Raw genomic sequence first — 21,676 nt, 5'->3', positions numbered from 1 at the left:
CTGAACGGCGGGACTGAGGGGGCCTCAACCCCGCGCGCGCCAGCGCGCCGAAAACACAGCACCTTCGCGAGCGAGTCCGGCTCACTACCTTCGCGAGCGAGTCCGGCTCACTACCTTCGCGAGCAAGTCCGCGGCACTACTTTCACGAGCGCCTCGCGATGCCGCCTGCGGCGCGAAAACCCTTTCATGCCGTGCTGAGCTGGAGTGATACCTGCCACGTCCGTGGTGTGACCCGCCCACTTCGGGTGGCCGTGTTGACGTACCCCGCTGTAGCTGTAACCATGGGGAACAGTTAAGCCGGATTCATCGACGAGAGGCAGTGACGATGACGTCTTCAGCCACCACGGTCTCCGACGACCAACTGGTCGCGCAGGCTCAGGAATACGCGGAGAAGCTGTTGCTGCTGTCGGAGGGCTCCGTCAACCGGAATTTCGACCCGTTCACCGATATCGACTGGGACCATCCCGACTTCGCCGCCGACGCCGGGCCGGAGCGCTGGATCCTGCCGAAATCCGGCGACACGGTCGGCCGCCACCCTTGGTACCAGGCACTTTCCGATGAGCAGAAGATCGTCCTCGGCAAGTACCGCCAGGCGAATGTCGCCAAGGTGGGCCTGCAGTTCGAGGCCATCTTGATCAGCGGCATGATGCAGCACATCTTCGGCCTGCCCAACGGTGACCCGGAGTTCCGCTACTGCTCCCACGAGATGATCGAGGAGCACAACCACACCCTGATGTTCCAGGAGATGGTGAACCGGATCGGCGTCGACGTCCCGGGTATGGGTCCGCTGGTGCGGCAGATCCGGCATATCGCCGTACCGGTCGCGGTGGCCTTCCCGAATCTGTTCTTCATGGCGGTGCTCGGCGGCGAGGAGCCGATCGACCACATCCAGAAGGAAGTGCTGCGATCCGGGGAGGACGTGCACCCGATCATGCGCGGTGTGATGGCTATCCACGTGGCCGAGGAGGCCCGCCACATCTCCTTCGCCCACGAATTCCTCGAGAAGCATGTGCCGGAGTCGGCGCCGGTGAACAAGTTCGTGCTGTCGCTGGCCATGCCGATCGTCATGTGGATCCTCGGCCGCGCCATCGTGACCCCGCCCAAGGCGTTCTTCGACGAATTCGATATCCCGAAGAGCGTCCGGAAGGAGCTGTTCTTCGGCTCCGACGACGCCAAGCGGACCTTCAGCGACTATTTCGGCGACGTCCGCGCCCTCGCCGAGAAGATCGGCCTGATGAACCCGATCGCCAAGCGGGTGTGGAAGGCGCTGGGTATCGACGGGCACACCACCCGGTACCGGTCCGAGCCGCTGCGCGCCGTCTCCGGCAAAGCGGCCTGAGCGGCGGGTAGTACCTCCATGCCCTACGTCGTCACCCAGTCGTGCTGCAGCGACGCGTCCTGCGTCTATGCCTGTCCGGTCAACTGCATCCATCCCACTCCGGACGAGCCCGACTTCCGGACCGCCGAGATGCTCTACGTCGACCCCGCCTCCTGCGTGGACTGCGGCGCCTGCGCCTCGGCCTGTCCGGTGGACGCCATCACCTCCACGAAGAAACTGACCGCGGAGCAGCAGCCGTTCATCGAGATCAATGCCGACTTCTATCGGCAGTCGCGGCCGCGCCCGCTGCTGGCGCCGCCGGTCCCCGCACCCGCGATCGACACCGCCGGTCGCGGTCCGCTGCGGGTGGCGGTGGTCGGTTCCGGCCCCTCGGCCATGTACGCCGCGGACGAACTGCTCACCCAGCCCGACGTGCGGGTGACCGTTTTCGACAGGCTGCCGGTCCCGTACGGCCTGGCCCGTTACGGTGTGGCGCCGGACCATGTGAAGACCCGCCAGGTGGCCGACCTTTTCGACACGATGTCGAATCAGCGGGGTTTCGGCTCCTACTTCGATGTCGAGGTCGGTAAGCACATCTCACACGAGGAACTGCTCGCCTACCATCACGCCGTCGTCTACGCCGTGGGCGCGTCGACCGACCGCAAACTCGGTATCCCGGGCGAAGGCCTGGCCGGAAATGTCTCGGCCACCGATTTCGTGGCCTGGTACAACGGTCACCCCGACCATCAGCACCATGATTTCGATCTTTCCCAGCGCCGGGTCGTCATTGTCGGCAACGGCAATGTCGCGCTCGATGTGGCGCGCATCCTGACCAGCGATCCCGAAAAGCTGGCCGGCACGGATATCTCACCGGTCGCGCTCGAGGCGCTGCGGCGCAGCAGTGTGGAAGAGGTCGTGGTGCTCGGCCGGCGCGGTCCGGCCGAATCGGCGTTCACGGTTCCGGAGTTCGTCGGATTGCTCGGCGCGGATGTGGATATCGTCGTCGACGGTGAACTGCCCGTGCCCGCGGAGGACCTGCCCTATCAGGTCGAGCGCAAACTGGAGCTGCTGCGCGGGATCGCCGAGCGGCCGGCCGGCCGGCGGCGGCGCATCGTGTTCCGCTATCAGAGCGCGCCGAGCCGTATCCTCGGCCCCGACGCCGTCACCGGGATCGAGGTGGAGCGCACCGGACTGGTGACCGATGACGATGGCCGGGTGCGCGCGGTCGGCACCGGTGATCTCGATCTGCTGGAGACCGGGCTCGTGCTCACCTCGGTGGGTTACCGGGGTGAGCCGACACCGGGTCTGCCGTTCGACGAACAGCGCGGCGTCATCCCGAACCAGGCGGGACGGGTGCTGGAGAATCCGGCGGGGGCGGTGTTCCCGGGCACTTACGTCACGGGCTGGATCAAGCGCGGGCCCACGGGTTTCATCGGTACCAACAAGTCCTGCGCCCAGGAAACGGTGCAGCAGCTGGCGGGCGATTTCAATGCCGGCCGCCTTCCCGAGCCCGCCGGAAGCGCCGAGGCGTTCGACCGGCTGCTGCGTACCCGTCGGCCGAACGCGCGTGCCGCGGGAGCGGTACTGCGGCCCGCGAAGTCCGGCCGGGGTTTCTTCAGCCGCGCCTGAGCGTATCTCCGGAAATCCGGGTCAGTCGGTATGTCCGATCCTTGATCGAATATTCCGGCCGGTGGCGGAGGAGCCCGCGGGTGGTAGCCGTATGCGTCCACCCCACTCGCTCCACCACCGGTACCGCGACGCCGACCGGAATCCGCACCGGGCGGATCAGTGGAAGTCGTGCGCGTGGTCCACTGCCCACTGCGCGAAGGTACGCCCCGGGCGTCCGGTGATCTCCTCGACGATGGTCGACACCTCCGGAGGTTCGGCTGCTCCCGCCTGCCATCCGGCCAGGACGGCGTCGACGCCGATCGCGGGCATGATCTCACTCAGATCCGCGCGTGCCTGTTCTACGGAGACCACCTCGAAGGCGATCTCCCGGCCGATGGCCGCACCGATGTGCTGTACCTGCTGCCGCAGGGTCAGCGCCTCCGGGCCCCATGCCGAGTAGGCGCGCCGCGCGTGGCCCGGCTCGGACAGCGCGGTCACCGCCAGTGCCGCCAGGTCCCGTTCGTGGATGGGCGCCGTCCGTGCTTCGGGATACGGCACACGGACGCTGCCCTTCTCGCGAATCGAGCGCTGCCACCACCACAGTGCGTTCGTGGCGAACATGCCCGGCCGGATGAATGTCCACTCCAGGGCGGACTTCTCGAGGGCGGATTCGACAATGCGGTGCATCCGGCCGATCGAGTTCCGCGCGGCTTCGTCCGGCAGGACGGCACCGGAGGACAGCAGGACCACCCGCTCGACCCCGGCGGCCTCGGCTGCCGCCACGAATTCTTCGATCCCGTCGGGCTTGGCGTAGAGGAACACACGTTTCGCGTCTTCGAGTGCGGCGGGCAGTGTTTCGGGGCGCTCCAGATCGGCCGCGACGAGCTCCGCGCCCGGTGGGAAGTCCGCCGGGTCGGGTTCCCTGCCGGTCAGGCGGACCCGGCCGCCCTGCTCCGCGAGTCCCGCCGCGACGTGGCGGCCGACATTACCTCTGGCTCCGAAAACGACTGTGATCATGGGCGGCAGCGTAGATCGCGGAGCTTACTTTCAGTAACAGCATACCTCTGGGTAAGCTCCTATCGTGGCAGTAGGTTCGCAGGCGCGGAAGTCCGAGTGGCCCTTGACGAGTGACGCATTCAACAGTGACTGTCCCGCGCGTGAGGTGCTCGACCACATCACCAGCCGCTGGGGAGTGCTGATCCTGACAGCGCTGGGACGCGGTCCGCTCCGGTTCTCCGAACTACACGCGACGATCGGCGGGATCAGCGAGAAGATGCTGTCGCAGACACTGCGCACGCTGGTGCGGGACGGGCTTGTCTCACGTGCGGTGGAACCCACCAGGCCGCCCCGGGTCAGCTACGAGCTCACCGATCTCGGCCGGAGCCTCGCCGGGTCGTTGCTGCAGTTCCTGGACTGGATCCGCCTCCACACGATCGAGGTCGTGGCCGCCCAGCGCCGCCACGACGGGGAGAGCTGAGATCCCGGCGGGTGCGCCGACTCGTTCGGAACCGTCGGAACTGTTCCGCCCGAACATGATCCGCACGCCGCGATCGGGTGATCGGCGTTCACTCCGAGGTCGGCACTGTGTTGTCGACAGCGGCCGTGCTCCGGCGCCGTGGCGGTCAGCCCACGCGACTCCTCCGGACCGGGGCGAAACGTTCGGCGTACGCGGTGATCGGCGCGCTCTCGATCCGCTCGACTCCGGCCAGCGCCCCGATCCGATCGGTGAGGTAGCCGTACAGGGCATCGGCGTCGCGGCAGATCGTGACCGCGAGCAGATCGATCGGGGTGCTCACCGAGCATCGCCAGCGACGCCGCGCCCGAACCGGGAACTCGGAACAGGCAGACGATCTCGGTGCCGCCGGACAATTCGGTGACCCAGGCGGTGTCGTGGCGACCGGCCAGTGCGCGCGCAACGGCGGTGGCCGACCGGGGCCGGACCCGGAGGCGCACCAGCCACTGGGTGTCCACGGCGAGGTGATGGTGCGGTACGGCGCTGACGCGAAGCGCGCCGGTGGCCCGCAACCGGCCGAAGCGGCGGGCGACGGTCCGGTCCGAGACGTCCAGGACGGCGGCGATCCTGCTGAACGGCACGCGCCCGTCGATCTGCAGGGCGTGCAACAAGCACCGGTCGAGGGTGTCGAGCGTGACCGAATCCACCAGATCAGGATAGGGCGGTGCCGGTATCCGTCGTTTCCCGCGCGAGGTGCTGACCGTGGTACCCCTGCGGCGCACCATCGCCTCGTGACCAGCACTGTTCACGGTTTCCATCACACGGGCCCGGTGACCCCGCGACCTCGACGGCCTCACGCGCAGATACGAGTCCTTCGGCTTCACCCTGAGTCCGCGACCCAGGCTGCCGGGCGGATTCTGCCCGGGGAATCCCTGCCCGGCGGCTCATACCTGGCGGCGATGACGATCGCCGTCACCGATATCGGTCGCGCACGTCGAGCGGTCGAGGACGGGGGAGTCGGGACCCGTTCCACCGGAACCGGCTTCTTCGTCTCCGCGTGTGCCGCCTACGGTGCGGGATTGTTCTTCACGACCGCTGGATGACAGCGGCCGTGCGCCGGCCTCGCGGCCGCCTACCGGTATACCGCTTGTCCGTGATCCCGGGGCTACCGCGCAGCTTTCGGCCCGCACCGGAATGTATCGGACGGATGGGCTCTGCTGGTGTACGTGAATCGGTTTTCGACAGCTATTGATCGGTTACCGGTGAGTAGCTGCTGTTTGCGGAGAAAATAGATGTCATCGGGCCTTGCGCGCGGACGAGGTGGCGGACGCTCCGCCGTCCTCTCGTTGTAGTGACATAAGTGCTGTTCAGTCTCATGTTTTCGGGATTCGGTGTAGTGGACTATCGGTTTGTTTCCGTGGGCATGAACGGGGATTTGTTCCGTAACAGTAGCTTTCATCATTGATTATTAGATTTGCCGGCGCTGTTGCAGCTAACCTGTGGACGCTGTTTGGAAAACGACCGCGCCCATGGCTCTTTCATAAGGACGTGGTCTCGGTGCGTTGACGGGATAGCAAATTGACTTCTGGGCTGGGTATCAGCATCGGCACGGTGAACGTGGTCTCGGCGCGAGCCGGGGGGCAGGACGCGCGGCCCGTGGTACGGACACGACGGACCGCCGTCGGATTCGACAGCGGGGGAACCGCCAGACTGGGCGGGATCACCCGATTCTCCACGACGGTCAACGAATTCGCCGATCTGGGGCGTAACCCGGAATCGGTCTATGTGGACGGGCGGATCTGGTCGCCGGCCACGATCTTCGCCTCGGTGGTGCAGGGCCTGGTGGTAGCGGAACCGGCGACCGGGGTGGTCGCCACCCATCCCGCCGGCTACACCGCGAAACAACTGGATCTGCTCCGGCAGAGTCTGGATCTCGCCGGTGTCGGTCACGTCCAACTGGTACCGGAACCCGTGGCGGCCGCCCACTGGCTCGATACCGAGCACGGCCCGCTGGACAGCGGGTTCGTCCTCGTCTATGACCTGGGCGGGAACAGCCTCGATGTGGCGGTGGTCCGCACCGGGCCGGACTGGCCGAACCATCCGGTGGTCGGGAAGCCGGTGCGTTCCTACGAATTCGGGGCCCGGCCACTGGGAGCCTTGATCGCGCGCTGCGCAGGCGACCGGGCGATCGGTCCGGCCGAACCGCAAACCGGTGCGGTCTCGCTCGTATCGTTCGTCGACCCCGAGGGCCTGCGACGCGAACACGTGCGTGATTCGCTGGAAGTGGTGCGGGCGGCGGTGCGTTCGGCCGGGGTCTCGCTCTCCGATATCGGGCGAGTGCTGGTGGTCGGCGGCGCGGCCCGGCCACCACAGATCGCCGAGACCCTCGCCGAACTGGGCCTGCCGGTGACGGTGGCCGCCGATTCCGGGCAGTGCGTCGCACTCGGCGCCGCCGCGATGGCCGCGGAGAGCATGACGCCGGTGGGATCTTCGCGGATCAAGCACCCGCCGATCTTCTCCGGCGCGGCTCTCTTCTCCGCGGTGGCCATGTCCGCGGCCACCATTCTGGGTACCGGGCCGGCGGATACCGAACTGCCGAAGGACCGGACACCGTTACAGAGCCCGGGAGCCGTGCTCTACGAGATCCACGGGGAGGCGCAGGTCGAACGGTCGGGCAGCGGGTGGACCGTGTCCTACGCGCCCCTGGGCGCCCCGGCGCTCATCACCCCCGCGGCGGCGACGCGATCGTACGGCCCGCCGATGCCCGCACAATCGCCGGCCCCGGCGCGGACGGAGACCGATCGGCCGGCCGCGAACAGGGCTGGGACGCATCACGCCCCGTTCGCCGAGCACTCCGATTCCGGACCGCGGCACGAGAACCCGGCTCGATTCGACCCTCCGATACCGTTCGGGCATCCCGGCGGAGGCCGGCCCGACCGTGACAACGCGGAGCCGGGCGAACCCGCCGGGCCCGGGCCCGAGGTGCCGGGCGGCAGCCCCGGACCGGATCGTCCGCCGGTGGTGGACGGCCCGGGCGGGACGTCGCCGGGCGGAGACGAAGGCTCCGGAGACGGTCCGGGTGGATGGTCGCCGGGAACCGGCCTGCCGGATATCGGAGTCCCCGGAGCGGGACAGGACGAGGGTGACGGGTCCGGTGGTGGATGGACCCCGCCGGGTAGCGGTGGTGCCGGGTCGGGCGAGGGTGACGGGTCCGGTGGTGGATGGACCCCGCCGGGCGGCGAAATACCCGGGGCGGGGAATACCGGCCCTGGTGGCTACGGCACCGGCGATTCGGGTGGGTTCGGCGGCGGGGACAGCAGTGGTGCCGGATCCGGGGGTGACGAGGGCTCGGGCGGTACGTCCTCCGGCGGCTCGGGCCGGTCCGATTCCTCCGCTTCGGGACGCTCAGGTGATTCCGGTGGATTCGGCGGGTTCGGCGGACGCCCGTCGGGCAACGGTGGATCCGGCGGCGATTCGGACTCCGGTGGCTCTTCTTCGGGCGGTTCCGACTCCTCCGGCGGGTCGCGTTCCCGGAGTTCGGATTCCGGCGGCTCCCGTTCCGGTGATGGTGGATCGTCACGGGGTGGATCGTCAAGGGGCGGGTCTTCGCACGGCGGATCACACCGCTGAAGCGCCGTGATGTGCGGTGACGCGGCTGTCTGTTCCGGAAAATCCGGTGCCGCGGGTCGGCGCTACACGGCACAATCGGTGATGTGGACACGGACGGGGGCCCGCCGCGGCTGATCGCACTCGATGTGGACGGAACACTGCTGAAGACCGGTGCGCAGGTGAGTGACAGGGTCACCGCCGTCGTGCGCGCGGCGGTCGGGGCCGGAGCGCACGTCGTGGTGAGCACCGGGCGGACCGTGGTCTCCACTCGGCCGGTGCTCGCCGAACTCGGCCTCGTGCGGGGCCACGCGATCTGCTCCAACGGCGCGGTGCATATCGATATCGAGCAGACGATCCCGGTAGCGGTGCACCATTTCGACCCGGCGCCCGCCGTTACCGCGCTGCGGCGGCTGTTCCCGAACATGATCTTCACGGCCGAACGGGTCGGTCAGGGGTTCTGGGCCACCGGTATGAGCCCCGGGGAGTATTACGCCGGTGGCGAATACGTGGTGGTCGACGATCTCACCCTGGGCAGTGAACCGACGCCACGCCTGAACTGCTGGTGGCCCGAGGGCGCACCGGAGGAGATGCACCGGCTGCTGGAGGGGCTGGCGCTGCCGGAGATCAGCTGGGTCTACGGCGAATTCGGTCCCTGGCTCACCATTTCCCGGCACGGTATCTCCAAGGGGTGGGCGCTGGAACACTTGCGTCGCCTGCTCGATATCCCGCGCGACGCCACCCTGGCCATCGGCGACGGTTTCAACGATCGTGAGATGTTCGCCTGGGCCGGGCATTCGGTGGCGATGGCGAACGCACCGGTCGAGCTCCACGGTCTGGTCGACGAGGTCACCGATGATGTCGCCGCCGACGGTGTGGCCGCTGTACTCGAACGATGGTTCTGAGTTCCGGATGCGCGGTGGTGTTCCGGGCAGTACGGCAGTGGTGTCTCAGGCTGTCAACGGTGATGGTGTCTCAGGCCGACAGCGGCAGTGTCCGCGCGAGTGCGGCGTCGTAGCGGTCCCAGACGATCGCGGCGAGTGCCGGATCCGGGCCGAGTACCTCGGCGTGCGGAAGCAGCGGGTCCTGACCGCGTAGCCGGTCGGTGAGCAGACCAGGCGCCAGGAACCAGGGCGCGACCAGCAAGCGGTCGGCCCCGCCGGCTCGTAGCCGCGCTGTCGCCAGGCGGAGCGCGGGTTCCGCGGTGGCGAAACACACCTCGGTGGGAATACCGGTGCGGGCGGCGAGGCGGCGCGCCAGCTGGGCGGTCTGCCGGTTGGCGGCGGCCGAGGACGACCCGACCGCGGCCAGCACGATTCCGAGCCGCTCGGGCGCGGTATCCCAGCCGCGTTCGGTGCTCGCCGTCCGCACACGTTCGTGCAGCACCTCGAGCAGCCGCGGGTCGGCGCCCAACACCTCGGCCTGGGTGAGCCGCAGCCTGGGGTTGCGGGCGGCGGCGTCGGCCAGTAGGGCGGGCAGGTCCACCCGGGCGTGGAACGCGCTGCCCAGCAGCAGCGGGACGACCACCGCGCGGGTTTCGCCGCTCGCGGCGACCGAATCGAGTACCTGCCCGATCGCCGGTGCGTTCAGATCGAGAAAGGCCAGGCGGGCCGGGACCCCCGGACGCGCAGCCCGTACCCGGTCCAGCAACGCGGCGACGGTGGCGGCCGACCGGGGGTCCCGGCTACCGTGCGCCACCGCCACCAGCGTGGGACTGCCCGGCATCAGGCCCTGGTTCCGACCTCGACCGCCGTGAGCACATCCCCGACCAGACCCGCCGCCAGTGTGTTCCCACCCGCCGGGTCGATGAGCAGAAAACTGCCGGTGTGCCGGTTGGTCCGGTAGTTGTCGGCCGCGATTGGTTCGGCGACCCGCACCGAGATGCGGCCGATATCGTTGAGCGACAGCGATTCCGGATTCGGGTCGGCAGCCAGGCGCTGCTCGTCGAAACGTTCGGTGAGCGCGCCCACGATCGCCTGCGTGGTGCGGGTCCCGTGCTTGAGCAGCAACCGGGCACCGGCGTGCAGCGGTTTATCGCCGAGCCAGCAGACGGTGGCGTCGAAGGTATCGAGCGGTTCCGGTGCGTCGTGCGGGGAAGCGATGGTGTCACCGCGCGAGATATCGACCTCGTCGGTCAGTACCAGCGTGACGCTGCGGCCCGCCTGGGCGACCGCGAGTTCGCCGTCGGGGGTGTCGATCCGTTCGACCGTGGTGCGGATACCGGAGGGCAGCACCACCACCTCGTCGCCGGGCGCCACCGATCCCGCGGCGATCTGGCCCGCGTACCCGCGGTAGTCCGGATACTCCGGTGTCCGCGGCCGGATCACATACTGCACCGGGAAACGCAGACCCACCGCGTGCTCGCCGGAGTTGTCCGCGTCCACCGGGACAGATTCGAGATGCTCGATCAGCGACGGGCCGCTGTAGTACGGGGTTCTATCGGAGCGGGTGGCGATATTGTCGCCGTTCAGCGCCGATACCGGAATTTCGAGGACGTCCTCGTCCGGCCAGCCGAGGGTCCGGGTGAGGTGGGAGAACTCCGCGGAGATCTCCGCGAAGACCTTGGCGGCCGCCGCTTGCTGTGCCTGTTCGCTGGGCTCGTCGACCCCGATGAGGTCGATCTTGTTGACCGCCAGGACCAGCTTCGGCACCCCCAGCAACGCCAGCACCGCGGCGTGGCGGCGGGTCTGCTCGATAACGCCCTTGCGCGCGTCCACCAGCAGGATCACCAGCTGGGCGGTCGACGCTCCGGAGACCGTGTTGCGGGTGTACTGCACATGACCAGGAGTATCGGCCAGGACGAACGACCGCTGCGGTGTCGCGAAATACCGGTAGGCGACATCGATGGTGATGCCCTGCTCACGCTCGGCCCGCAGCCCGTCCACCAGCAGCGACAGGTCGGGGGTGGACAGACCCTTGTCCACCGAAGCCCGGGTCACCGCATCGATCTGGTCGGCGAGCACGGATTTGGTGTCGTAGAGCAGACGTCCGACCAGTGTGGACTTGCCGTCGTCGACAGAACCGGCGGTGGCCAGCCTCAGTAGGTCGGACATATCAGAAGTAACCCTCTCGTTTACGGTCTTCCATGGCGGCTTCGGAGACCCGGTCGTCGCCACGGGTCGCGCCGCGTTCGGTCAGCCGGGAGGCGGCGACCTCGGCCAGGATGGCCGCGTTGTCGGCGGCGTCGGACAGGATGGCGCCGGTGGTGGAGCCGTCGCCGACGGTGCGGTACCGCACCGAGCGGGTCTCGAGCGCTTCACCGTCGCGCGGGCCGCCCCAGACGCCGGGGGTCATCCACATGCCGTCGCGCTGGTACACCGGACGCTGGTGCGCGTAGTAGATCGTGGCGAGTTCCACGTTCTCGCGTGCGATATAGCGCCAGATATCGAGTTCGGTCCAGTTGGACAGCGGGAACACCCGGACGTGCTCGCCCGGCGCGTGCCGGCCGTTGTACAGATTCCACAGTTCCGGCCGCTGCCGCTTCGGATCCCACTGACCGAAGGCGTTGCGCAGCGAGAAGATCCGCTCCTTGGCGCGGGAGCGTTCCTCGTCGCGGCGGCCGCCGCCGAAGACCGCGTCGAAGCGGTTCTCGGTGATCGAGTCCAGCAGCGGCACGGTCTGCAGCGGGTTGCGGATACCGTCGGGGCGTTCGGTGAGGCGGCCGTCGGCGAGATAGTCCTCGACGCTCGCCACGTGCAGGCGGAGGCCGTACTTTTCGACCACACGGTCGCGGAAATCCAGCACCTCGGGCAGATTGTGCCCGGTGTCCACGTGCAGCAGCGCGAACGGCAGCGGTGCCGGCCAGAAGGCCTTCAACGCCAGATGCAGCAGGACCGTGGAGTCTTTACCGCCGGAGAACAGGATCACCGGGCGTTCGAACTCGCCCGCGACCTCGCGGAAGATATGGATGGCTTCCGATTCCAGCGCGGCCAGGGTGTCGAAATCCGAGAGTCCGATGGAGCGTTCGGTGGTGAATACGTCGGTCATGATGCGTGCAACCCACATTCGGTCTTGGCGAGGCCGGCCCAGCGGCCACTTCGCGGATCGGATCCCGGCTCCGGCTTCCGTGTGCACGGAGCGCAGCCGATGGATGGATACCCTTCCTCCACCAGGGGATTGACGAGAATCGAATGTTCTTCGATGTAGTCCTGCATCTCGTCGTCGGACCAGGGTGCGATCGGGTTGATCTTCACCAGCCCGAAGCCCTCGTCGAAGGAGATGAGTGGGGCGTTCGCGCGAGTGGGGGCCTCGACCCGCCGGATTCCGGTGACCCACGCGTTGTAGGGCGCCAGCGAATTGGTCAACGGCACCACCTTGCGCAGGCGGCAGCATTCGTTCGCGTTCCGGGCGAACAGATCCTTGCCCAGCAGTGCGTCCTGTTCGGCGACCGTCTGTTCCGGGCGGGCGTTCACCACGTTCACCCCGTACACCGCTTCCACGGCGTCCCGGGTGCCGATGGTCTCGGTGAAGTGATAGCCGGTATCGAGGAACAGCACGTCCACGCCGGGCCGGACCTGGGCGGCCAGCTGTACCAGCACCCCGTCCTGCATATTCGACGCGACGATATAGCCGGTACCGAAGTTCTCGTCGGTCCAGCGCAGCAGCTCGTCGGCCGAGGCGTCCGGGCCGAGTTCGGCGGCGCCGCGTTCGGCCAGCGCCCGGAGTTCGTCGGCGCTCAATTTGGCCGGCAGCAGTTTCTGCTCGGTTGTCACAGTGGGTTCTCCCGTCACCAGGCTCGCGGGTTTCATCGCAGATCGGTTTCCTCGGCGCGCACGGCCCACTGCGCGAACCGTTCCCCGCCTTCGCGGTGTTTGACGAAATTGCGGACCACGCGCTCGATGTAGTCACCGAGTTCGGCGCTGGTCACCTTGTGCTGACGCAGTTTGCGTCCGAAGGCGCTGTCGAGGCCGAGGCTGCCACCCAGATGAACCTGGAAGCCCTCGACCTGATTCCCGTCGCCGTCGTCGACCAACTGGCCCTTGAACCCGATATCGGCGATCTGCGACCGGCCGCAGGAGTTCGGGCAGCCGTTGATATTGATGGTGATCGGCACATCGAGCTCGGCGTTGATATCGGCCAGCCGCTGTTCCAGCTCCGGCGCCAGCACCTGGGAGCGTTTGCGGGTCTCGACGAAGGACAGTTTGCAGAATTCGATCCCACTGCAGGCCAGCAGATTGCGCCGCCAGACCGACGGCCGTGCGTGCAGGCCCAGCGGCTCGAGTTCGGCGATGAGCTGCTCGATCTTGTCGTCGGCGATATCGAGCACGATCAGTTTCTGATAGGGCGTGAACCGGATCCGGTCCGATCCGGCCCGCTCGACCGCGTCGGAGACCTTCGTGAGGATGCTGCCCGAGACTCGGCCGGCGATGGGGGAGAAGCCGACGGCGTTGAGCCCGTTGCGCAGCTTCTGCACACCCACGTGATCGATCGGGCGGCTCGGCTGCTCCGGTGCCGGACCGTCGATCAGCTTGCGTTTCAAGTACTCGTCCTCGAGCACCTGGCGGAACTTCTCGATACCCCAGTCCTTGATCAGGAACTTCAGCCGTGCCTTGGTACGCAGGCGGCGGTAGCCGTAATCGCGGAAGAGGCCGACCACCGCTTCCCACACCTCGGGCACTTCGTCCAGCGGCACCCACGCGCCGACTCGCTGGGCCAGCATCGGGTTGGTGGACAGTCCGCCGCCGACCCACAGGTCCAGGCCGGGGCCGTGTTCGGGATGCTCGACCCCGACGAAAGCGATGTCGTTGATCTCGTGCACGACATCCTGCTGACCCGAGATCGCGGTCTTGAACTTGCGCGGCAGGTTGGAGTACTCCTTCTTGCCGATATAGCGGCGCACGATCTCGTCGATCGCGGGCGTGGGATCGAGGATCTCGTCGAGTGATTCACCGGCCAGCGGGGAGCCGAGCACCACGCGCGGGCAGTCGCCGCAGGCCTCGGTGGTCTGCAGGCCCACCGCCTCGATGCGCCGCCAGATCTCGGGAACGTTCTCGATCTCGATCCAGTGGTACTGGACGTTCTCGCGGTCGGAGAGGTCGGCGGTATCGCGGGCGAACTCGGTGGAGATACCGCCGAGGGTGCGCAACTGCGCGACGTTCAGCGCGCCGCCGTCGCAGCGGATCCGCATCATGAAGTACTCGGCTTCGATCAGGTCGATATTCTCGTCGCCGGTCCAGGTGCCGTCGTAACCCTGCTCACGCTGGGTGTACAAACCCCACCAGCGGAAACGGCCGCGCAGATCGCCCTTGTCGATACTGGCGAAACCGTTCTTGGCGTAGATGTTCTCGATCCGGGTACGAACATTGAGCGGGTTGTCGTCCTTCTTGGACTGCTCGTTCGGGTTGAGCGGTTCGCGGTAACCGAGCGCCCATTGGCCCTCGGCACGGCGGCGGGCCGGTTTGCCGGTACGTGCGCGCGTGGGCCGCTTAGCCGGGGCCTCGGCCTTCGCGGGGGTGGTGGCGTCGGTGCTCGACGTCATGAAATCGCTCCTGCTGGGTTGGTCCAACGTCCGTGCTGAGGGCGCGAGGGGCTGACTCGCGCCCGCGGTGTCAGCGGGCCGAAATCCTCGAATCGGAAGTGCCGGGAATCCGGGAAGGGGCGCAGCTGAGCTACCGGGCGGAACCGGGCAGACAACAGGCGCTGCAGACGCGCTTGTAGTCGACGTGGCGACGTGCCACAAGTCGTACTCCGGATGCGCGCATGCGGACCATTGTGCCATGCCGATGCCCGCGTTCCGATCGCCCTACCAGTATTTCCCGCGAACAAGCGGGAAATTCCCTGGTTCACCGCGTCTATTTGTGACGGCCGTCATATTTCCACCGGCGGTGGTATCCGGAGACTCGGCCCGGACGGACCGCCATCGCCGAGTTCACCGCGCGGGTGCTGCCCGGGGCCACCGCCCACGGCCATGCCACCTATGAAGTCGAACACATCCTGTTCCTGCGGCCCGATACAGCCGCCGTGAAGGTGCGGCAGCGCTACTTCACCACCGCGGGCGAACTCGACAGCGAGGGCACCCCCATGTACGTCATGATCAAGGAAGGCGGCCGCTGGGTGCTCACCGCGAACCAGAACACCCCGATCGTCGAGGGCTGATCCGCCCACGGTCACACTGGAGGGGTGAGTCCCGCCGCCACCACCGCATCGCATACCGACGCCTCCGCTCCGGTACTGCGCGACTTCGGCGGCGGTCCCTTCGGTATCTACATCCACGTACCGTTCTGCGCGACCCGCTGCGGATATTGCGATTTCAACACCTACACCGCCGGTGAACTGGGCACTTCGGCCTCGACACAGTCGTGGGCCGAGGCGCTGCGTGGGGAACTGGCGACCGCTGCCCGGGAGTTCGCGGCGCTGCCCACCGCGACACCCCCGGTGGAGACGGTCTTCGTGGGCGGCGGGACCCCCTCCCTCCTCGGCGGCGACGGTCTCGGGGCCGTACTCGACGCGATCCGCGCGGAGTTCGACCTCGCCCCCGGCGCGGAGGTCACTACCGAATCGAATCCGGAATCGACCTCACCGGCGTTCTTCGACAAGATCCGGGCGGCCGGTTTCACCCGTATCTCGCTCGGGATGCAATCGGCGGCACCGCACGTGCTGGCCGTGCTGGACCGCACCCACACCCCCGGCCGGGCGGTCGCCGCCGCCCGGGAAGCGCGGGCGGCCGGATTCGACCATGTGAACCTCGACCTGATCTACGGAACGCCGGGCGAACGCGATCGCGATCTGGACGCCAGCCTGGACGCGGTACTCGACGCGGGTGTCGACCACGTCTCGGCCTATTCGCTCATCGTCGAGGACGGCACCGCGCTGGCCCGCCGGGTGCGTCGCGGTGAACTGCCCGCACCCGACGACGATGTACTCGCCGCCCGGTACGAGCGAATCGACTCGCGGCTCGAAGCCGCCGGCCTCACCTGGTACGAGGTGTCCAACTGGGCAGCCGGTGATACCGCACGCTGCCGGCACAACCTCGGCTACTGGGACGGCGGCGACTGGCTCGGCGCCGGACCCGGTGCGCACAGCCATCTGGGGGGCGTGCGCTGGTGGAATGTGAAGCATCCCGCCCGCTACGCCGACCGGGTGGCCCACGGCGGGCTGCCGGCGGCGGACTGGGAAGACCTCACCGCCGCCGATCGCTACCTCGAGCGCATCATGCTCGCCCTGCGTCTGCGTACCGGGCTGCCGCTGACCGACCTCGACGCGGAAGGAGCCGCCGCGGCGCGGCGTATCGCCGCCGACGGACTGGTCGCCGTCACGGACGAGCGGTTGATACTCACCGATCGCGGCCGATTGCTGGCCGACGGCGTGGTCCGGGATCTGGTCGGCTGATCACCGGACCTGTGCGGACCTTCATCCGGTAGGACTCGGAACGGCACGGCGTACCCGATCCTGTTTCGAGAAGGGCGTGGCCGAGGGCTCACGCTCTGTTTCGCTGGTTCAGTCGATACGGTCAGGCAGGCGCCGGGGCTTCTTCGGAGCCGGTGATCTCGTTGAGGACTGCCGCCAGCGCGTGCCGGATCGGAGCCATATCCTTGAGCGCCAGCCCGAGTTTGGTGAGCAATACCGAGACCCGGACCGATTCCACGGTGATCCGGTTGGCCGCCGCGAACGCCACCACCGGCGCCGAGGTGCCCAGCGTCAGGCCCAGTTCGATGGTCCAGCCGATCAATGCGCCCGCCAGCGCCACCAGGATGTCCTGCACCATGGTGCGTACCGCGTCGACGATCTTCTGGGCTTTCTCCGTCATCGTGGCGAGACCGGCGGCCGCGGCACCGGCCGCTTCGATACGGTCGATGGCGGTCGCTGCGTAATTGCGGTAGGCGGTGGCTGTTTCACCGGACCACGTGGCGACATCCTGGTCGACGGCTGTCTTCCAATCCGCGCCGATCGCCGTCAGTTCGCCCGCGATATTGCTCCACGTCTCCGCGTATGCCTCGACCATGTCCGGGTTGCCCGCCAAGGCGTCGAAGCTGCGCCGCAGGTACTCGACATGCTCCAGCATCCATCCCGCGATCTGGCCGCCGGCGAATCCGAACGGGTCGGTGACCGCCCCCCACGTGGTGAGTCCGACATCGACCAGACCGAAGGCGGAGCTGAGGTAGTCCTCTTTCCGGAAGTCCGACACCATTTTCCACGCATCGAACGCCAGCGTGCCTTCCAGCGCCCCCCACGGCCCATCCTCGCCGTCGAGGCCGATATTGGAGAAGGTGAACAGCGTCTCCTGGAAATACTGCTCGCGGAAGTTCGTACCGTCGGCGATCAACGGGTTGCCCTCGGGGGCGGCCTCGTCGTCGAACCCCGGTAGTGACTCGTTGAGCCAGTCGCCCACCTGATTGGCCACTACAGTCCCCCGGTGGTTCCGTCGATGGTCGTCTGCAGCCCCTCCAGCGCCTTCGAGATCGCGCCGTCGGCGCCCTCGAACGAATCCGCGTCGGCGGAGAGCTTCTCGGGTACGGCGCCCACCTTGTCGGTGAGATCGCTGATCGCCTTCACGGTGGCGGTGTGGTTGTCGCCGAGCAACCAGTCGACGATGGGTTTGGGGATCTCCCCGTAGCCGTCGTCGGCCGCGCTGATGTAGTTCGCCGCCTGCAGCGCGGTACCGAGTCGCGCGGCGAGTTGCCCGAGAGAGGTGGCGTGCCTGCGCAGAGCTTCGGGATCCACATGCACGGGAACCGGATTCGTCATCGCGGCCTCACACCAGCCATGAGGCGCGGCGGTAGTACTCGCCCTCTTCGTCTTCGACATCGGGGATCAGCGACGAGGGCGCCGGCAGTTGTTCCGGTGACCCCGGGGGCCGCTGGGGTGAGGGCGCCGGGGCGGCGGGTCGCTGGGTAGCCGGTGGTGGTGCCGCCGGTGAATGTTGTGTCTGTGGTGGCTGCGGCGCGGCCGGTGAGTGTGGCGGGACGGGCTGCGGCGGTGGTGGCGCCGGCTGCTGCGACCAGATGGGGTCCGGCGCTGCGGGTGCCGGGGGTGCGGACGTAGTGGGAGCGGGAGTCTCCGGGGCGGCGTACCGGTCTTCGTACTGCTTGATGATGTTCGCGCCGATCGGGTCGTCGCCCACCGCGTCGCGAATGGTCGCGGTGACCTCGCCGACCAGGGTTTCCCGGGCCCGGCGCAGGCACTGCATCACCTCCACCGACAGCGCGGCCGGACTCTTGCGGCGAATACCGTCGGTGAACCGGATATCCGTCGGTGCGCCGTTCGCGTCGACGACCACGACGACACTTTTGTCGCTCGAGGTGATCGTCACCGCCAATTGCGTCATCCGGGTCTGAAGCGACTGGAAACGCTGCGTCTTGCGTTCCATCTCCTGGGCCCACCGGGCCAGGTCGGCGCCGGCCCGGGACGGATCATCGATCACGCGGTTTTCCCCCCTCTGTGTATCTTGATGGTGCGAATCCGACGCTAACATGCGCGCCACGACGGGCACCGGGTGAATCCGCCGGGCGCAATTACACTGGGTAACGAACCCGGTGGTATGCGCGCCGGATTCACCGGATGCGGTGCGCCGGACGACCACATCGACGCGCGGCAAGGCTAGGAGGTGGGGTCGATGTCGAGCACCGAGGATCGGCGCTTCGAGGTCCTGCGGGCGATCGTCGCGGACTATGTCTCCACCAAGGAACCCATCGGCTCGAAAACGCTGGTGGAACGCCACAACCTGGGTGTTTCCAGTGCGACGGTGCGTAACGATATGGCGGTCCTGGAGGCCGAGGGTTACATAGCCCAGCCCCACACCAGTTCCGGCCGCATCCCCACCGACAAGGGCTATCGCCAGTTCGTGGACCGGATCGCCGAGGTGAAACCGCTCTCGGCGGCCGAACGCAAAGCGATCATGCAGTTCCTCGAATCGGGGGTCGACCTCGACGACGTCCTGCGCCGCGGGGTACGTCTACTCGCCCAGCTGACCCGCCAGGTCGCGGTCGTCCAGTATCCGACGGTCTCCGCGTCCACCGTGCGTCATCTCGAAGTGGTGGCGCTCAATCCCGCCCGGCTGCTGCTGGTGGTGATCACCGATACCGGCCGCGTCGACCAGCGCATCGTCGAACTCGGCACCGTCGTCGACGACGAGGACCTGGCCGCGCTGCGGGGCATGCTGGGCGCCGCCATGGACGGTAAACGGCTCGCCGCCGCCTCCGCCGCGGTCGCCGAACTGCCCGAGCAGGCACCCCTCAAACTGCGCGACGTGCTGATCAAAGTGTCGACGGTCATGGTCGAGACGCTGGTCGAACACCCCGAGGAACGCCTCGTTCTCGGCGGCACCGCCAACCTCACCCGCAATGCCGGAGATTTCGGTATCCACGGTTCGCTGCGCACCGTGCTGGAGGCGCTGGAGGAGCAGGTCGTGGTTCTGAAACTGCTGGCCGCGGCCCAGCAGCCGGGGATGGTGACGGTGCGGATCGGCGAGGAAACGCAGGTCGAGGAAATGCGCGGGACCTCTGTCGTCACCACCGGCTACGGCGCCGCGGGCGCCGTCCTCGGCGGTATGGGCGTCCTCGGGCCCACTCGCATGGATTACCCGGGCACTATCGCCTCGGTCGCGGCGGTAGCGCGGTACATCGGCGAAGTGCTGGCGGAGCGCTGAAGTCTCCGGCAAAGGGTCACGGACGGCTCGCTGTTACGCTCGTGTTCTCCGCCGATATAAAGTTGAGTCGACCAGACTAACCTCACGGGCGGGCGGCTCACCCATCAGGAGCCACGCGGCCGGCCGTGCGAGCCGGAGCCGTGGACAGCGACCAAGGACTAAGAGAACTCAAGTGGCACGGGACTACTACGGATTGCTCGGTGTGGGCAGAGACGCCTCCGACCAAGAGCTCAAACGCGCATATCGCAAACTGGCTCGCGAACTGCATCCCGATGTGAACCCGGACGAGGCGGCGCAGACCCGATTCAAAGAGGTCTCCGCCGCGTACGAGGTGCTCTCGGATCCGGAGAAGCGCCGCATCGTCGATATGGGCGGTGACCCGCTCGACGGTGGCGGTGGCGGCGCGGGCGGTTTCAGCGGCGCCGGGTTCGGTGGCGGCCTCGGGGATGTGTTCGAGGCTTTCTTCGGCGGGATGAGCGGGGCCGCCGGTGGCGGCGCCCGCAAACCGCGCGGTCGCGTGCAGCCGGGTGCGGATTCACTGGTGCGGACCCGGCTGAGCCTGGCCGAGTGCGCGGTGGGGGTGACCAAGCATCTGACCGTCGATACCGCGATCCTGTGTGATCTGTGCCAGGGCGCGGGCACCAACGGCAATTCCAGCCCGGTGCGCTGCGAGACCTGTGGCGGGGCCGGTGAGGTCCAGTCGGTGCAGCGGTCGTTCCTCGGGCAGGTGCTGACCTCGCGTCCCTGCCCGACCTGCCGCGGTGCCGGTGAGACGATCCCGGATCCCTGCCACAAGTGCGGTGGGGACGGCCGGGTGCGGGCGCGCCGGGAGATCGCGGCGCCGGTCCCCGCCGGTGTGGCCAACGGTATGCGGGTGCGCCTGGCCGCCCAGGGCGAAGTGGGCCCCGGTGGCGGGCATGCCGGTGACCTGTACGTGGAGATCGTGGAACAGCCCCACGATGTGTTCGTGCGCGACGGCGACGATCTGCACTGCACCGTCCGGGTCCCGATGGTGGACGCGGCACTGGGCACCACCGTGGTGATCGACACCATCATGGACGGCCCGACCGAGCTCACCATCGGTCCCGGTACCCAGCCCGGGGAGATCTCGGTACTGCGCGGGCACGGTATGCCCCGGCTGCGCTCCAGCGCCCGCGGCGATCTGATGGCGCATCTGGATATCGTGGTGCCGAGCAGGCTGGACAGTAAGCAGACCGATCTGCTGCGCAAGTACAAGGGCCTGCGGGTGAAGGACAAGGCCGAGGTGATGTCGGCGCAATCCGAGCACAACAGCGGTCTGTTCGCCCGGTTGCGCGCATCCTTCAGCGGACGCTGACCGGATGGCCGCGACGGTCTTCTACCTCGACGAGATCCCGGAGCCGGGGATCGTCGCGGTGCTCGACGGCGCGGAGGGCCGCCACGCGGCCACGGTGCGCCGGATCCGGGCCGGGGAAGCCATCACGCTCTCCGACGGCCGGGGTGTGGTGGCGGAGACCGAAGTTGTTGCCGCACAGAAGAATCAGCTAGATCTGCTGGTCCGCAATCGGGAGCGCGCCGACCCGGCGTCGCCGGCGGTCACCGTGGTCCAGGCCCTGCCGAAATCGGAGCGTTCGGAGCTGGCGGTCGAATTGATGACCGAGGCCGGCGCGGATGTGATCGTGCCGTGGCAGGCGGGGCGCTGTGTCTCGAACTGGGAGGCCAAGGCGGACAAGGGCGTGGCCAAATGGCGGGCGGCGGCCCGGGCCGCCGCCCGGCAATCGCGCCGCGCCTACATTCCCGAGGTCACGGCACTGCAACGCACGCCGGAGGTGGTGGCCGCGGTCCGCGCGGCGCAGGCGCAGGGTGCGGTGGTGGCGGCCCTGCACGAGTCCGGTACGGCGACCTTCACCGCCCTGCCCTGGCGATCCGCCGCGGCCGTCACCCTGATCGTCGGCCCGGAGGGCGGTCTCGACGATGCCGAGTTGACCGCACTGGCCGAGGCGGGGGCCGAGGTGGTCCGTTTGGGGCCGACTGTGTTGCGCACCTCCACCGCCGCCGCGGTGGCCCTGGGCGCGCTCGGAGCGCTCACCGCCCGGTGGTGACCGGCGGTGAACCCTCGGTGCTGCGG

At 68.1% G+C, this 21,676-nt stretch carries 21 protein-coding genes and 2 pseudogenes; 11 read left to right on the top strand and 12 right to left on the bottom strand.

Annotated elements, in window-relative coordinates:
* Positions 1–325 precede the first annotated feature (325 nt).
* A complete protein-coding gene (locus tag IEY68_RS11245) occupies positions 326–1,339 on the top strand; it encodes an AurF N-oxygenase family protein (RefSeq protein ID WP_082681229.1) in 1,014 nt (337 codons plus the stop codon).
* A gap of 18 nt (positions 1,340–1,357) precedes the next feature.
* On the top strand, positions 1,358–2,947 hold the full coding sequence (locus tag IEY68_RS11240) for an FAD-dependent oxidoreductase (RefSeq protein WP_058854137.1): 1,590 nt from the start codon (positions 1,358–1,360) through the stop codon (positions 2,945–2,947).
* Positions 2,948–3,103: 156 nt separating this feature from the next.
* Here IEY68_RS11240 and IEY68_RS11235 read toward each other — a convergent pair whose 3' ends face one another.
* Positions 3,104–3,943, bottom strand: a complete 840-nt coding sequence (locus IEY68_RS11235) for an NAD(P)H-binding protein (RefSeq protein WP_058854138.1) — start codon at positions 3,941–3,943, stop codon at positions 3,104–3,106.
* A gap of 64 nt (positions 3,944–4,007) precedes the next feature.
* Here IEY68_RS11235 and IEY68_RS11230 point away from each other — a divergent pair, with 64 nt between their 5' ends.
* Entirely contained in the window at positions 4,008–4,403 is a 396-nt protein-coding gene (locus tag IEY68_RS11230) for a winged helix-turn-helix transcriptional regulator (RefSeq protein ID WP_058854139.1), read from the top strand.
* 145 nt (positions 4,404–4,548) lie between these two features.
* On the opposite strand, the gene IEY68_RS11225 is transcribed toward IEY68_RS11230, so the two are convergent.
* Both IEY68_RS11225 and IEY68_RS37070 read right to left on the bottom strand, forming a co-directional pair.
* Positions 4,549–4,722, bottom strand: a complete 174-nt coding sequence (locus IEY68_RS11225) for a hypothetical protein (protein ID WP_189094215.1) — start codon at positions 4,720–4,722, stop codon at positions 4,549–4,551.
* 235 nt (positions 4,723–4,957) lie between these two features.
* Positions 4,958–5,164: pseudogene (locus tag IEY68_RS37070) on the bottom strand (AsnC family transcriptional regulator); the annotation flags it as partial.
* Positions 5,165–5,338: 174 nt separating this feature from the next.
* Here IEY68_RS37070 and IEY68_RS11220 point away from each other — a divergent pair.
* The 3 genes from IEY68_RS11220 (at position 5,339) to IEY68_RS11210 (ending at position 8,890) form a co-directional block, all read left to right on the top strand.
* Entirely contained in the window at positions 5,339–5,482 is a 144-nt protein-coding gene (locus IEY68_RS11220) for a hypothetical protein (protein ID WP_156426102.1), read from the top strand.
* A 475-nt stretch (positions 5,483–5,957) separates the two neighbouring features.
* Positions 5,958–8,009, top strand: a complete 2,052-nt coding sequence (locus IEY68_RS11215) for an Hsp70 family protein (protein ID WP_058854141.1) — start codon at positions 5,958–5,960, stop codon at positions 8,007–8,009.
* A gap of 83 nt (positions 8,010–8,092) precedes the next feature.
* Positions 8,093–8,890: an HAD family hydrolase gene (locus tag IEY68_RS11210; RefSeq protein ID WP_058854142.1), complete on the top strand. Its 798-nt coding sequence runs from the start codon at positions 8,093–8,095 to the stop codon at positions 8,888–8,890.
* 70 nt (positions 8,891–8,960) lie between these two features.
* Here IEY68_RS11210 and IEY68_RS11205 read toward each other — a convergent pair whose 3' ends face one another.
* The 6 genes from IEY68_RS11205 to IEY68_RS37065 all read right to left on the bottom strand — a co-directional run bounded on the left by IEY68_RS11205 (position 8,961) and on the right by IEY68_RS37065 (position 14,686).
* The gene (locus tag IEY68_RS11205) at positions 8,961–9,710 is read right to left on the bottom strand and encodes a sirohydrochlorin chelatase (protein ID WP_058854143.1); all 750 of its coding nucleotides are present in this window, start codon (positions 9,708–9,710) and stop codon (positions 8,961–8,963) included.
* Positions 9,710–11,038, bottom strand: a complete 1,329-nt coding sequence (locus IEY68_RS11200) for a sulfate adenylyltransferase subunit 1 (protein ID WP_058854144.1) — start codon at positions 11,036–11,038, stop codon at positions 9,710–9,712. The genes IEY68_RS11205 and IEY68_RS11200 overlap by 1 nt, the downstream gene beginning before the upstream one ends.
* Before the next feature lies 1 nt (position 11,039).
* A complete protein-coding gene (cysD, locus tag IEY68_RS11195; protein WP_058854145.1) occupies positions 11,040–11,990 on the bottom strand; it encodes a sulfate adenylyltransferase subunit CysD in 951 nt (316 codons plus the stop codon).
* On the bottom strand, positions 11,969–12,733 hold the full coding sequence (locus IEY68_RS11190; protein WP_229718712.1) for a phosphoadenylyl-sulfate reductase: 765 nt from the start codon (positions 12,731–12,733) through the stop codon (positions 11,969–11,971). Before IEY68_RS11190 ends, cysD begins: the two co-directional genes overlap by 22 nt.
* Positions 12,730–14,463 carry a nitrite/sulfite reductase gene (locus tag IEY68_RS11185; RefSeq protein ID WP_058854146.1) on the bottom strand — a complete coding sequence of 578 codons (1,734 nt, stop codon included), beginning with the start codon at positions 14,461–14,463 and terminating at the stop codon, positions 12,730–12,732. The genes IEY68_RS11190 and IEY68_RS11185 overlap by 4 nt, the downstream gene beginning before the upstream one ends.
* A gap of 130 nt (positions 14,464–14,593) precedes the next feature.
* Complete coding sequence (locus tag IEY68_RS37065; protein WP_357054283.1) at positions 14,594–14,686, bottom strand: Ms4527A family Cys-rich leader peptide; 93 nt, start codon at positions 14,684–14,686, stop codon at positions 14,594–14,596.
* 151 nt (positions 14,687–14,837) lie between these two features.
* Between IEY68_RS37065 and IEY68_RS11180 the strand changes: the two are divergent.
* Positions 14,838–15,080 (top strand): annotated as a pseudogene (locus IEY68_RS11180) (SgcJ/EcaC family oxidoreductase); the annotation flags it as partial.
* 75 nt (positions 15,081–15,155) lie between these two features.
* Entirely contained in the window at positions 15,156–16,313 is a 1,158-nt protein-coding gene (gene hemW / locus IEY68_RS11175; protein ID WP_058854243.1) for a radical SAM family heme chaperone HemW, read from the top strand.
* A gap of 121 nt (positions 16,314–16,434) precedes the next feature.
* Here hemW and IEY68_RS11170 read toward each other — a convergent pair whose 3' ends face one another.
* Genes IEY68_RS11170 through IEY68_RS36745 form a run of 3 tightly spaced genes read right to left on the bottom strand, consistent with a single transcriptional unit; the run spans position 16,435 to position 18,345 of the window.
* Positions 16,435–17,325: a WXG100 family type VII secretion target gene (locus IEY68_RS11170; RefSeq protein WP_058854147.1), complete on the bottom strand. Its 891-nt coding sequence runs from the start codon at positions 17,323–17,325 to the stop codon at positions 16,435–16,437.
* Entirely contained in the window at positions 17,325–17,669 is a 345-nt protein-coding gene (locus IEY68_RS11165; RefSeq protein ID WP_058854148.1) for a type VII secretion target, read from the bottom strand. The genes IEY68_RS11170 and IEY68_RS11165 overlap by 1 nt, the downstream gene beginning before the upstream one ends.
* A gap of 7 nt (positions 17,670–17,676) precedes the next feature.
* The gene (locus tag IEY68_RS36745) at positions 17,677–18,345 is read right to left on the bottom strand and encodes a YbaB/EbfC family nucleoid-associated protein (RefSeq protein ID WP_058854149.1); all 669 of its coding nucleotides are present in this window, start codon (positions 18,343–18,345) and stop codon (positions 17,677–17,679) included.
* 192 nt (positions 18,346–18,537) lie between these two features.
* On the opposite strand from IEY68_RS36745, the gene hrcA reads away from it, so the two are divergent.
* The 3 genes from hrcA (at position 18,538) to IEY68_RS11145 (ending at position 21,650) form a co-directional block, all read left to right on the top strand.
* Entirely contained in the window at positions 18,538–19,569 is a 1,032-nt protein-coding gene (hrcA, locus tag IEY68_RS11155) for a heat-inducible transcriptional repressor HrcA (protein ID WP_058854150.1), read from the top strand.
* A gap of 172 nt (positions 19,570–19,741) precedes the next feature.
* Positions 19,742–20,905: a molecular chaperone DnaJ gene (gene dnaJ / locus IEY68_RS11150; RefSeq protein ID WP_058854151.1), complete on the top strand. Its 1,164-nt coding sequence runs from the start codon at positions 19,742–19,744 to the stop codon at positions 20,903–20,905.
* Between the two features lie 4 nt (positions 20,906–20,909).
* The gene (locus IEY68_RS11145; RefSeq protein WP_058854152.1) at positions 20,910–21,650 is read left to right on the top strand and encodes a 16S rRNA (uracil(1498)-N(3))-methyltransferase; all 741 of its coding nucleotides are present in this window, start codon (positions 20,910–20,912) and stop codon (positions 21,648–21,650) included.
* Positions 21,651–21,676 lie beyond the last annotated feature (26 nt).

The organism is Nocardia jinanensis (assembly GCF_014645735.1).
GTDB lineage: Bacteria > Actinomycetota > Actinomycetes > Mycobacteriales > Mycobacteriaceae > Nocardia > Nocardia jinanensis.
Note: the sequence above shows the minus strand (reverse complement) of the source record. Positions and strands in the feature narration are given on the sequence as shown.